Annotated in this window: 15 protein-coding genes; all 15 read right to left on the bottom strand. The window is 28.9% G+C overall.

The features are described from left to right. Window positions 1–58: 58 nt before the first annotated feature. The gene (locus tag B3W71_RS03140; protein WP_346887486.1) at window positions 59–448 is read right to left on the bottom strand and encodes a DUF1617 family protein; all 390 of its coding nucleotides are present in this window, start codon (window positions 446–448) and stop codon (window positions 59–61) included. A gap of 151 nt (window positions 449–599) precedes the next feature. Beyond that, window positions 600–1,292 (bottom strand): phage distal tail protein, encoded by a 693-nt coding sequence (locus B3W71_RS03135; protein WP_346887485.1) that lies wholly within the window; start codon window positions 1,290–1,292, stop codon window positions 600–602. Then, window positions 1,292–3,454 carry a hypothetical protein gene (locus B3W71_RS03130; RefSeq protein ID WP_346887484.1) on the bottom strand — a complete coding sequence of 721 codons (2,163 nt, stop codon included), beginning with the start codon at window positions 3,452–3,454 and terminating at the stop codon, window positions 1,292–1,294. Before B3W71_RS03130 ends, B3W71_RS03135 begins: the two co-directional genes overlap by 1 nt. 265 nt (window positions 3,455–3,719) lie before the next feature. Next, window positions 3,720–4,316, bottom strand: a complete 597-nt coding sequence (locus B3W71_RS03125) for a bacteriophage Gp15 family protein (RefSeq protein ID WP_346887483.1) — start codon at window positions 4,314–4,316, stop codon at window positions 3,720–3,722. Next, the gene (locus B3W71_RS03120) at window positions 4,316–4,657 is read right to left on the bottom strand and encodes a DUF6673 family protein (RefSeq protein ID WP_346887482.1); all 342 of its coding nucleotides are present in this window, start codon (window positions 4,655–4,657) and stop codon (window positions 4,316–4,318) included. The genes B3W71_RS03125 and B3W71_RS03120 overlap by 1 nt, the downstream gene beginning before the upstream one ends. Before the next feature lie 15 nt (window positions 4,658–4,672). Continuing rightward, complete coding sequence (locus B3W71_RS03115) at window positions 4,673–5,167, bottom strand: hypothetical protein (protein ID WP_346887481.1); 495 nt, start codon at window positions 5,165–5,167, stop codon at window positions 4,673–4,675. Continuing rightward, entirely contained in the window at window positions 5,160–5,600 is a 441-nt protein-coding gene (locus B3W71_RS03110; RefSeq protein ID WP_346887480.1) for a chloramphenicol resistance protein, read from the bottom strand. The genes B3W71_RS03115 and B3W71_RS03110 overlap by 8 nt, the downstream gene beginning before the upstream one ends. 467 nt (window positions 5,601–6,067) lie before the next feature. Further along, complete coding sequence (locus tag B3W71_RS03105; protein ID WP_346887479.1) at window positions 6,068–6,502, bottom strand: sigma factor-like helix-turn-helix DNA-binding protein; 435 nt, start codon at window positions 6,500–6,502, stop codon at window positions 6,068–6,070. 801 nt (window positions 6,503–7,303) lie between these two features. Next, complete coding sequence (locus B3W71_RS03100; RefSeq protein WP_346887478.1) at window positions 7,304–7,528, bottom strand: BhlA/UviB family holin-like peptide; 225 nt, start codon at window positions 7,526–7,528, stop codon at window positions 7,304–7,306. 136 nt (window positions 7,529–7,664) lie between these two features. Next, window positions 7,665–8,180, bottom strand: a complete 516-nt coding sequence (locus tag B3W71_RS03095) for a sigma factor-like helix-turn-helix DNA-binding protein (protein ID WP_346887477.1) — start codon at window positions 8,178–8,180, stop codon at window positions 7,665–7,667. A gap of 570 nt (window positions 8,181–8,750) precedes the next feature. Then, window positions 8,751–8,912, bottom strand: coding sequence for a DUF2922 family protein (locus B3W71_RS03090; RefSeq protein ID WP_346887488.1), 162 nt, complete (start codon window positions 8,910–8,912; stop codon window positions 8,751–8,753). A 624-nt stretch (window positions 8,913–9,536) separates the two neighbouring features. Then, on the bottom strand, window positions 9,537–9,941 hold the full coding sequence (locus tag B3W71_RS03085) for a hypothetical protein (RefSeq protein WP_346887476.1): 405 nt from the start codon (window positions 9,939–9,941) through the stop codon (window positions 9,537–9,539). 254 nt (window positions 9,942–10,195) lie between these two features. After that, window positions 10,196–11,053, bottom strand: a complete 858-nt coding sequence (locus B3W71_RS03080; RefSeq protein ID WP_346887475.1) for an ABC transporter ATP-binding protein — start codon at window positions 11,051–11,053, stop codon at window positions 10,196–10,198. Beyond that, window positions 11,053–12,135, bottom strand: a complete 1,083-nt coding sequence (locus tag B3W71_RS03075) for an iron ABC transporter permease (RefSeq protein ID WP_346887474.1) — start codon at window positions 12,133–12,135, stop codon at window positions 11,053–11,055. Before B3W71_RS03075 ends, B3W71_RS03080 begins: the two co-directional genes overlap by 1 nt. Then, entirely contained in the window at window positions 12,135–13,157 is a 1,023-nt protein-coding gene (locus B3W71_RS03070) for an ABC transporter substrate-binding protein (protein WP_346887473.1), read from the bottom strand. Before B3W71_RS03070 ends, B3W71_RS03075 begins: the two co-directional genes overlap by 1 nt. Window positions 13,158–13,349 lie beyond the last annotated feature (192 nt).

Below are 13,349 nucleotides of genomic sequence, written 5' to 3'. Positions count from 1 at the left end.
TAAGTCATATAATTGTAGCATTATTAATCTCCTTTCTCTGTATCAAGAGTTTTGGGGATTACTCCTCTATCATATAATCTATAAGCATTAACTCCATTGGACTCATATCACAATTAAAGTTTACAAGTTCATCTATATGGAATCTATGAATATCTATTTCATTCTCTATATCTAGAAGATCTTTAATATCTCGATTCCAGTCCATTATATATTCCTCTGCAATCCTTATATTATTATCTTCTATTAAAGGTTTTCCCTCTTCGTCTTTAATACTATACATATCAATAAGTTTTTGTTTTTCTTTGTTGTATAACTTAAGTTCATCTTCTATTTTTGCTATATTTTTAGCTAAAACATAGGAAACTTTTATAGGTAAATTTTTCTGTGAGATTGCTCCTAAGGCTGGAGCATCATTTACTATTCGGTTATTGCTTAATTTTATAATCATTATAAAGTACCTCCTACAACTAATTTTTCTTCACCAATATATAAACTTTCATAAAATTCATCCATGTAAGCTAATTATGGATCTTCTATCTCATTTATTCTTGTTAATGCTACTTTCTTAGTTGCTTTTAACATATTGGTTATCTTTTTATCTAAATATATCTAGATTTATATTTAATATTTATATCTACACTATTTCTACTAACAGTAATTGTATTGGCTCCTGGCTTAAGTCTAGGAAACTCCCACATATCGCAATCATTAAACTTATTAATTCCATCAACTGTTACAGTATCTTCTCCTATTATTACTTTTTTACCACCTGTTAAGTTTTTAATAGTAATAGGGTTATCACTTAATCCATTGATTACTAGATCTGCAATAGTTATAGAAGGTATTATCTCAACTATAGCTGGTGTTTCTATATCACCATCTACATCTATAGTTTTATTAGTAATTCTATTCATGATCTCAATTTTCTCTTCTTTCTCAGCTACAACAAGCATAGTCACTTCTAGAATTTCATTTCCCTCTACTATATGCTCTGATGATGGAGTATCACTTATAAAACCCTTATAATAAATGTCTATATCATGAAATTTTATTGTTGATATAGCTAATTGCTTAATAATATTACTCTTCATGGTCTCTATCTCATCATCATTACTGCATATTATATCTAACTTAAGTTTAAGTACCTTATATTTACATCTAAACTTATTAGATATATATGGATTAAGTGAGTTAGCGCTCCAATCATTTATAATATCAATTTCAGCGGTTCCTATATTTCTATCTAATAATTTTGCCTTAAAGTTATTTATATTAATATTATTTATAAACACTATCTCACCCTCTTTCCAGCTAAAGCAAATTTACCATCAACTTTTTTATAAGTATACTCGGATATTTTCTCGCTATCCATATATACTGGAACTATAAATGTGCTATCTTCTTGAATATCATCGCTATTTAGTTTAGTGTATGGAGTTTCCATAGCAGCTCTATAACTAGAGTTCATTGCCATATTGCCAGAAACTTTAGTAGTTTCAAAATCAATTGTAGCTCTCATTTTTCTTGTTAGATCCTCTAGATTACCATCTACTTCTTTTTCAAGATTTGGAGTTTCTACATCAACACCTACACCAATACCCTTAATAAGGTTTTTACCTATCATATCTCTAAATAGAGTTGATGGTGAATGGATTCCAAAAAAGTCTTTAAATCCATTTGCTATACTACTGGCTACATTTCTTACTGTATCCACCACTGCACTAACCCCTGCTAGAAGACCATTTTTTAAGCCCTCCAAACAGTTTGCACCTATTTGCATCCAATCAGCTTGAGCAAAAGCTCCTATAATTGCAGCTATTATAGTAGGTATACTACCTACTAACGTAGGAATTGCTATAATAAGTCCTTGTATTAGAGCCCCTATTATTTGAATGGCTGCTTCTATAATTGATGGTAAGTTATTAATAACTGCTAATACTATTCCATTTATTATCTTTGGAATTTCCATAATTAATTGTGGTAATGCTCCAATTATTCCTTGTATTAGAGCCAGTATTATTTGAATGGCTGCTTCTATAACTTGTGGAAGATTTGCTATGAGAGTATCTACTATATTTAACAAAGCTTGTACAGCCATTGGAATTAGCTCTGGCAACATTGCTGCTAATCCATTAATAAGTGCCACAATAATATTTATACCACTCTCAAGTATAAGTGGTAAATTTTCTCCTATAGATTCAATGATAATTGTTATGGCTTGTATTACTAGCGGTATTAACCCTGGTAACATTGAAGATATTCCATCCATAAGTGCTAAAACAATTTGAAATATACTTTCCATAATCGTTGGTAAATTTTCGATTAAAAAATTCATAATACTTATCATAGATTCTTTTATTAGCTCCATTAAACCTGGAATAGCTGTTACTAATCCTGATAACAATTCAGATATTAAAGTAATTCCTAGCTCAAATATATTAGGTAACATTTCAATAATGCCTTCAGCTAGCTGCGTTACTATCTTTATTGATGCGTCTGCTATTACTGGCACATTATCGCTGAATCCAGTTATCAATGTTTCTATAATTGAAACTGCAATATCCATAAATTCAGGAGCTTTTGCAGCTATGCCTGCAATTGCCTCAGTAAATACATCTGGAATCTTATCTGCAAGCTCTTCAAAGCCACCTTCTTTGAATGCTGAAGATAACGTCCATATCATACCTGTCGCTGAAGCTGTTATTTCTTTTAATGGACCATCTAGGCTATCACTCATATCTTTTCCAAGGCTCATAAGTGAGCTTTGGAATATAGTAACTTCACGGCCTAATCCATCTTCCATACCTGCCGCATCTTCATTTAACTTTGCTATATTTTCCTCTGCATCTCCACTAAATTCAGCAATTTTAGATACTCCTTGTGCAAACTGTTCTCCAGCCTTTATTCCATAAGATCCAACTTTTCCAATAGCTTTAATAGTACCACTAAAAGCAGCTGATGCAGCCTTACCAACTTTGGATGATATGTTTGCAAACGCACCTATTCCTTCTTTACCAACCTCAGCAGCAATCTTTAGAAAAGCTCCTTTTCCTGATATTCCAACAGCAGAACCAATTCTTTCAAAAGCCCCTTTACCATATTCTATGGTTGAAGATGCGAACTTACCCCATTTAGTTTCTTTTATTGAATTTAGTGCTCTATCAAAACTTCCCCTTATCCTATCTGAAAATTCACTTATCCTATCTGAAATTTCCCTTGATTTTCTTTCAAGAGTTTCCGCTATGGAATCAAAAAGACTTATTTTCCTTAATTCTCTTCCAATTAAATTTATAGCTTTAGAGTTAGCTTTAATTATTTCTTTTCCTGCTTCAGTAACTAATTTAGAAATAATTTTTGTACTTTCCTCTTTAGCTTCTTCTCCTTGTGACTCTAAGTTTTCTAATATGCTTTTTAATGTTGCATTTATCTCTTCATTTATACTTGTATTTGACATAATATCACCTGCCTTTTATTAAGCAGGCTATGGCTCACTACTCTAGGGTGTGGCTCTAAGCTCTGGCTTTTCTATTTCTATATTTATTAACCTCTTACATCTACTGCATTTTATTTCTCCTTTGATGTAATCAGCTTTAATTAATAATTTGTTACAAAATGGACACTTCACTTTTACTATAAAGATCACCACCTTTATCAATATAAAAAGTGCTTAGTTTTCTAAGCACTTTTTATTCTATTGATTCCTATATAGAATACACAAATTAAAGTATTCCACTTAAATCTCCATTTCCCATAAGAGCATTTTCAATTTCTGTTACCTTTTGTTTTTTAGATTTACTTAATGGAATTGCATAGATTTTCTTCATATTGCTATAGAAATCCTTTTGTTCTTTACTCATATTACTATTTATAGTCATAGATCTATATCCCATAATCTTAACTATTTCATTGTCTTCCTTTAGTGATTTAAACATGGCTTTAAATTTCCACCAATGTAAGTCTTCTATGTCTTGAAGATCTATGCCATATTGGGTTAGAAAAGCGGAGTAAATATAATCATCGTCATATTCAAAACTATATGCTCTTGTACTCTTGCCCATAGCTACTCCACTACTTCCTTCCTTAATCTCTTTTCCACCTCTATAAAACCAAAGAATTTGTTTAATTGCTTCTTCTAAATTATCTGGTATCAATGGATAATATAGAAAAAGAGCATTATTTATTTTTTCTTTATCATCAAGCTCATCATCCTGCATCATTATTTCAAATAATATTGATGTACGAAAATCATAATTAATTCTATATTCTATATTATCTATTTCAACTTTTTGAGGCAAAATATCAATTAAAATATTCATTATTTTTTAGAACGTCTTTGAATTCTATTAGAAGAATACTTATTAGCAATAAGTTCAATTTCTTTATTCTTCTCATTTATACCTGTGATAAGAGCCTCAAAGGCCTTTAAGCATTCAAGTAAGTTAACTTTATCTCCAAATATTCTTTTATGAGTGCCTTCGCCAAAAAGTTCATCAAATACATTAAAGATGGCTCTGCACTGAGTTCTTATTCCTTCTCCAATTGACATATCTTTTATGTCTTCTTCTATATTCATTACTTTTTTTATTGCTTTATCATATTTTTCTGCCACATCAGCATCAAATATATCTAATTCTAGCTCAATTCCATTAATATTCATTGAATATACCTCCTACTAAATTGCAGTAAATGTTTTTGTTTTAGTATCAAATGTACCTTCGATAAAATCGCCTACTGCATTTAAGTTTCCTGATACTACAATAGTTTCTCCACCTGCTCCAGCTAGTCCAGCAACTTCACAACTTACTTTAAATTTTCTAGCCTTATAAGTATTTTCACTTCCTGCTATTGGTTGAAATAGTTCAACTTTAACATAGTCAAATTGTGCATCTGCACCAGTAAGATGATTTCTTCCAACGTTGTATAATGCCATTACTGCCCCTTCACTTTTAATTAAATCTGATGTAAATGGGAATTGTGTTTGGTATGACTTAATTGTAGTTGAAGATGACTTATCGTTAATATAAACTTTAGTATCAAGTTGAGCTGCAGGGTTTTCGTCTAATGTATTAAAACCTGCTCCCATTAATTCATATTTCTCTGCACCTGTTGCTCCACCTATATTTATATAATCTGCTATTTGATGTCTTTGTATTGATTCTTTACTCATTATTTTTTCCTCCTTCTTGGTAATATACCACTCTACATTCTATTTTATATTGTGCTTTATCTAGATTTTTTTCGAAAACATAACCACTTGTTAATGCTTCTATTTTTTGTGCCACTCTACCACTATCTAATACTGGTAGATTATTAAGTTCTGATTGAAGTTCCAGCCACTTAGCAAAGTTTTCATAGAATTTACTATTAGCTATATTTTGTACTACATCTTGTCCATATACTTCCCTACTGACAAACATAAAACAGTATTGTCTAAGACTACTACCATCAACATACTTTTTTAAAATTTGTTCTCTAGGAAGTTCTTCTATCATATAGGATACTGTATTTTCACCTAAGTAATTAACATTAATACCATCATTGATATTTGCTAAATAAGGACAGGTTCCTATATATTCTTTGATACTTTCTACTATATTCATTTCTACCTCCTCTACCGATTTATATATTCTCAATATCTATTAGCTATTTATTAAAATCATTGTCACAGTTTAAGAGCATTGGTTGCTAGTTTTTAAAATTGAATTGGTTTATATAGATTCTATTAAGCTAATTAAATTTAAATATATATTTTTATTTACTTTAAATTAGAGGCTATTCTTTCTTTTAAATTATCCTAAGGTATTTCAAATAATTTATAAATCTTAATGTAAAAATCACCGCATTATTATCACCCCTTTCCTTTAGCTTCATTTCTTATTTGTTAATAAAACTTTTTAACCATAACTCATAGTGATAAATTAATATTTTAAACTTTATTATTCTTATTTAAAAAATTAAAAACTAATTTATTATCTTAAGGCTCAACTTTTAATAACTTATCACCACTGCGATAATATTATTCTAGCACCTCTTTAAACCGATTATATAAAGGGAGTTTAAAAGGAATTTAAAAAGAATTTAAAAAGAATATATTTGCAAGAGATTTAATAGCTTTTGACTTTATTGATGACACATATTCCTCTGTAATATAAAGCTTTGCTGAAATATTCCTATTACTTTCCTTCTGAAAATATCTCATTTCAATAATACTTCTTTCTCTATCTGTAAGGGTTTCTAGAGCATTTTCAACCTTTTTTATTTCAGCATCCTTAACTTTCATAGCATAGTTCAATCTGTTAATTTTATCCTCTTTTCTTATTATCATATTTTCCACTGTTGAAGTAATCTTATTTGTTTTTCCTGTATTTTCTATGTAATTTATACCAATACCATCATCATATTCACTTTCTAACAATTCTATATCTAGTTTTATATTTTTTATTTCTGCTTTCGTTTGGTTAAAGTTATAAAGAATGGTTTCAATTTTTTTATTCATATTCATATTGGTTCCCCCTTGAATTTAATTTAATAATTTATAATTTATTTCTTTTAATAACAATATTGATCATATTCATACACCTAACTCCTGTTTGAATTTAATTGAAATTCTTATGTAATACACTTATAGGTAGTAATGTGCATGAATACACTGAATATTAGACTAAAAGAGCTTCCACTCAGCTACAAATACTTAAGTTAAAAATTAAATGCTATAAATACAAAAATCTTTGGCGTAATTTGAGCTATACTTATTAAAGAGTATTATATTTTTAATTTGTAAACCAAAAATAAAATTTTTTTATTTATTTTTCATTAAAAGTTGTTTTATGACTTCAACTTCCTTTTCATCTACCCCAAAAACCTCTTTAATAGTAGGTAGACTTATATAAGTTGTAATTACAATTAGATACCCTCAAATAGCACATATGCATTTAGCTATAAAAAAGGAAAAAAATAATAGGAGATTTATAATTTTTATAAATCTCCTACATAAATCTATATGAAAACTCCCTAAGGCTAGTGTATCCGTGGATAGAAAATGTATATGAAACAGTAGATATGTTTTTAATAAATTCAGTATGTTGTATATATAAAGATTGTGTAGACACCAACATTAGCAATAAAATAGAGACATCTTAAAGGATATGCTAGGAGACAGATATAAGAAATTAGACATTAAATAAAAGTATATGTAAATAATTTGTTTAAGATTATTCCATTTTCATATTGTTGCGAATTATGAATTACTATATCACACTATGTTAAATTAATTTGTATATTATAAATGAAGATATAAAAGAGTCTATTTTAAAATAGACTCTTTTATATCTTCAATATCTTTTTTTATAGTTTCAACTATAGTAAATTTTTCTGTTAATTTAGAGATTATTTCTTGGTATTTGTTTTCTCTTTCTTCTTGTTTTAAATCTCTCTTTTCTTGAGCTTTTAAGATATAAAATAATAAACTCATACTTAGTAAAGCCCATATGCCTTGAGATGTTGCTACGTTTAATAATTCATTTTCCAACTTTATCACGTCCTTGTATATTATATTTTAATGTTCTTTAGTAAGTTTAGATCTTAACGCCTTAAGCTATCAATAGCTTGTCTACTTATTTCTAAATTATTAGACACTTCTTTATTTTTATTAATAAATACTCTATCTACGCTATATTACTTTTTATTTTAGATAGAGCTTTTCTATTTAATCTATTGATATATTGTCTAGACATACTTAGTTTTTTAGATATTTGTATATCAGAAAGACAATCAAAGTATTTTAAAATAATAATTTGTTTTTCTTTATCAGTTAGATACTTTAGAAAATCATAAAATTCTAAATCACTATGAAAATCTACTTTATTATTGAAGTCCTGAATTTCACAAATATATTCGCTAGTATTAATTTTATTTTTATTACGACTAATATTTATAAAGGAATTTCGAACTCCTTTATTTATATAGCTTAAAATAAATTTATCATCAATAAAATTTTTATTAATAGGCATCTTATTAATAATCTCTATAAAGCATAATGTAATATCACATTTTGCGTCCTCATAATTTAATAGTTTAGAGTATTTAGATAATAAAGGATTAAATTTTAATATTAAATTATATAAATCATTAGAATCCCCCAATTGAGCATTAGTTATCATGTTACATAAATTAGAATCCATATAATTCCCTCCCCTTAATATGTAAATACAAATTAAGTCGTAAAATGTAACCTAAACCACATAATGTAATAGAAATATATTTACTAACACCATATTAGGAAGGATTTTTACAATATACTCATTAACCGGAAACTTAATCCAATTAAAGTTAAATCCAATAAAGTAACTTTATTGGATAAACATATAATAGTTGGTAAATCTGCATTAACAATTTTTAATTATAATAGAAGTTACTATCTCTATATTTATTTTTTCAGTTTAAGAAGATAAAAATCTAAGATAAATGAAGTAACTACAAGAAAATATATATAAGAGCAAGGTGGCTTCAAACGAAGGGATAGACAAGCACATTTAGCCCCTGGCTAGTAAAAGAGACTTATCACCCGTTTTACGTGTAATTATGACTAAATAATAGAATAATAACTTTTATAAATATCCTACATAAATCTCTATATAAAAACTTCTATAATGATAGAAAAAGTAATAAAGTATAACAATAGTTATATATATGTATAAAAAAGGTTTTAAAAAAGAGGACATTTCAAATACCCTCTTTCTTAAAACCTTTTATTAGTTAATTTCATAAGCAGTTTCACTGGTGTCTACAGCTATTGCACTAAGCTTTTCAACAAGCTTGCCCTTCTTAGAGCTAAATATACTTTGATCACCGATACAGTTATCCATCAGATTAACTATATCTTGTTCCTGAACCACTTCTTTTCCATCAGAAATAGTTAAAATTCACATACTTAATTACCATTGATGACTTCATTTTTGTAGATGTAATTGCCACAAAAATCACTCCTTTCTTAACTTCTTATATATATGTGGTTTTATTTATTTTTTCCTTTTTCAATCTTCTAATCACATTATGCAAGGTGGAATTTATATTAAAGCATTAGAAGTATTAAATGATAAATGGTTACTGAGACGATGGTTTATTTATCTGTTATGGTATAATTTATGAATGTATATAAGTTTGATTAATAATAAAATATATGTTTATTTATAAGGGGGGTTAAATAATTATGGCCGGATACATAATTATTTCTATATTTTTTGCGATTTTACGTTCAATAAATAGTAGATGGGTTAAATTTAAAAAGAGTAAAACTGAAGATTTCAAACATGAAAAAATATTTATGATTTTGGATAAATTATTCTTAGTTCTTTGCATTTTATCACTTTTGGCTTTCCCTATTTCTTTTATTGCTGTGTGTATTATTGTATTCTTTTTTCAATAATTTAAAAAACAAGTTAATTGTAAATTACAATTAACTTGTTCCTTTTTCAACTTTCATGCAATTATAATAGTATTTTATAGCTTCATTAATAATCTCACTGTACTGAATAACTTCATCTGAATATAAAAATTTCCTCAAGCTTCTTTATATTATCAACTTCGATTAAATAAGTACGTCTTAAAGATTCCTTTCCACTTGAATTAAGATGTAGCTCCTGTTTACCCACTTCCTTTTTAATCTTATTTATCTTACTGGATGCTCTGCTATGGTTTGTTAATCCATATGAATCATCCAAAGAAGGCTTTTTCTTAATGTCCATAGACATACCTTTAACTTTCTTTTTCTTAGCCTCCATTTTTTTAATATCCTCTATATCCATATAAGTGTAGGGATTCTCTACATCCTCATCATATTTTTCAACATTCCTTGAAACCTCTTCTTCTTCCTTAGATAGCACATAATTATCAATAGTTTTAATTGTTCTATCATTATTAAAAATTAATTTTTGATTTACCATTTATACATCATACTTTCAATATTTTAAACTTTTTAACTTTTTAACTTTTTATGTTCTTCCTAGGTTAAACCCTCGATATGACTATCACTAATCCACCTAGAGCAAACCCACATTTTTATAAACAGAGTTCTTTGCTTTAGAGTGGGTTTATATGCTTCACAAGAACTCATAGATAGAATTGTTTCTTCAAATAATTTATCTAATCCCCAGCAAAGCATATCTGCACCTTGTCTAAGGTGCTTTTCCCTATTAAATCACAAGTTCAGTTGCACTTTATAATGAGTATGTACTCCTGTAAATCCATCTTCATGTATATGATCAATTCCTAATCCTTTAATATGTTCATGGGTGTGCATAAATGATACTTGTAATTTTTTATTTACAGGGTTAACTCCCACATATGCATTTACACCAAACACGTCTTTTAACATTTCAGAATTTATTACTTCGTCTACTGTTCCAAAGCTTATTATCTTTCCGTCTTTCATTACAATCAAATAATCACAATACATAGATGCTAGATTTATATCATGTATAGCTGATAAAGTAGTTATATTAAGACTTTTAACTAAGTCCATGAGTTGTATCTGATAGCCTATATCTAAATGATTTGTTGGTTCATCTAATACTAAAAAATTAGTATTTTGAACTAAGGCCCTAGCTATTAACGTTCTTTGTTTTTCTCCCCCTGAAACTTCAGAAAAATTCCTCTCACTATAACTTTCTAAGCCTACCTTTTGGAGCATATCCTTAACCATTTGTAAATCATCTTTAGAGTAATCTTCAAAAACTGATTTATATGGATATCTTCCCATCTTTACTATTTGCTCCACAGTAAAATCAAAGTGAGTATTACTTTCTTGAGCTAAAACTGCAATCTCTTTTGCACAATCTTTATCTTTCATTTTCGCTAATTCTTTATTATCTAATAATATACTTCCACTTGATGGCTTATAAAGTCTGTATATGTTTTTAAGTAATGTAGATTTTCCTGAACCATTAGGACCTATAACTCCTACGAATGAACCTTTTGGAATGTCAAAAGATATATCTTTTAATATTTCTTTTTTATCTATGCTAAATCTTAAATTTTTAACTTGAACTTTAAACATTACTCTTTTCCTCCAAATGAATAGTTTTTCTTAGAAATTAAGTATAAGAAGAATGGTCCTCCAACTAATGAAGTTATTATCCCTATAGGTATTTCTATTGGTGGGAATAGCCCTCTAGCTATAACATCTGATGCTATTAAGAATATAGCACCTATTAACGATGAAAGTACTATAAGTTTTTTATGATCACTTCCTGCTATAGTTCTACATATATGTGGTACTACAAGTCCTATAAATCCTATAGCCCCAGTTATAGCAACTAATGCCGATGTAAGCAATGTAGCTAATATTAAAATTATAGATTTTATAAGCTTTATATTTATTCCAAGTATTATTGCACTATCATCACCAAGAAGTAATATATCTAGTGATTTAGACATTGTTAATGCTGCTATCATAACTACAACTAACATAATGAAGGGGAATAATAAAACCTCCCACTTCGCTCCTCCTAAACTACCAATAGTCCAAAACAAAGCGCTCTTTGCTTGATTTGAATTCTCTGCTGAATATATAAGTAAGTTAGTAAGCGCCGAGAATATTGTTGATATTGCCATACCTGATAATACTAATCTTGTTGTAGATGTTGTTTTACCCATTTGAGTACCTATAGCAAAAACTAACACTCCAGATATAAGAGAACCTACAAAAGCTCCCGTTGTTACACTATTTATCCCAAGTGATGACATGCCACCTAAAACTATGACTGCAACAGCACCACAAGATGCCCCTGATGATATACCTAATATATATGGTTCAGCTATTGGGTTTTTAGTTACACATTGCATAAGAACTCCACAAAGTGCAAGTCCTGCTCCACATATAGCTCCTAGTAGCACTCTAGGAAATCTTATTTCCCATATTATATTTTGTGTCATTACACTTCCAACATCACTGTAAACTTCTCCATTTGTTAATTTACAAAGTAATACTTTATATACTTCTCCAGGTTCAATATATGTACTACCTATAGCTATTGCTGTAACTACTGTACCTGCTAATATTATAGTTAAAGCTATGACCCAAAATAAAAAGCCTTTCTTTTTAGAAAGGCCTCTTTTATCTTTTAAAGTTCCTTGCATTACTTATCTTCTCCAAATAAATATCCGTGTATTTGTTCCACAAGTTTAGGATTTCGAACTCCTGGAGATAGGTCAGCTAATCCCACAGCATATATTTTGTTATTTTTTATAGCAGGCACATCTTTAAGGGCAGGATGGGCTTTCAAGGAATCTATTTTCTCTTGTACTGGGCTTCCTGCCATGTAATCAGTTACTAATATAACTTCTGGATTCTCTGCTACTATACTTTCAAAGCTTACATGTATATAAGGCTTAGTTGCATTTTTAGCAAATACATTGCTTCCACCTGCAAGGTCTATTAAGTTGTTAGCAAGTCCTACTCCAACTACCATTGCATCATTTTCACCAGCATCATATACCATCATTTTCACTCTATCTTCTTCTTTTATGTCTCCAACTTTATCAGTCACAACTTTTATATCTTTTTTCATTTTATCTATTACTTCTTGAGCTTTATCTTGTACTCCAAATATTTTTCCTAATAATTCAAAATCTTCATAAACAGTTTCTACTGTAGAATCTGCTTGATAAGACTTAGCCATAAATGGAGTTATATCTTTTGATATAAGCTCATCAGGTGATCCGGTAGTTTGTTCACTTATAGATGAATCCCATCCACTTACAAAGTCAGCACCTGTAGCTATGAATCCTTCTTTAGATATTGAATGTCCTTCTAGAATTTGAAGCTGAGGTATTTTATTGTACGCCTCTTCAAATTCCGGTAATATAGGATTATCTAAAAGAGCCGTTGCTATCATTCTATCCTGCAAATCTAATGCTAATAGCATTTCTGTCATAAATTGAGATAATGTAACTGCCTTTTGTCTTGGTGATTCTACTGTTACATCATAATTTTTAGCACCATCTGAATATACAAATTTTACTGCCTCAAAATTACTTACTTGAACTTCAGTATCTGGTTTTTTCACCGTATCTTTTTCATTATTAGAGCATCCTACTGCACCTATAGCTAACCCAGCTATAGTTAATGTAATTATAAATTTTCTTAACTTCTTATTCATCCCCTATTTTTCTCCATTTCTTTATTTTATGAATGATCTTATCAATATTAAAAGTGTCAAGCACTGTGAATGGTTATTTTCACTCTGCCTTACCCATTTTACATTGCATCTTATAATGCATTTGGGAAAAAATTTCGTTTTAAAGACAATATAAACCGCAAATCTACATTTGAAATGCAGCTTTTGAGCCTT

Origin of the sequence: Clostridium sp. UBA1056, from assembly GCA_002316385.1 — a bacterium.
Taxonomy (GTDB): domain Bacteria; phylum Bacillota; class Clostridia; order Clostridiales; family Clostridiaceae; genus Clostridium_J.
This window is presented reverse-complemented; position numbering and strand designations above follow the sequence as displayed.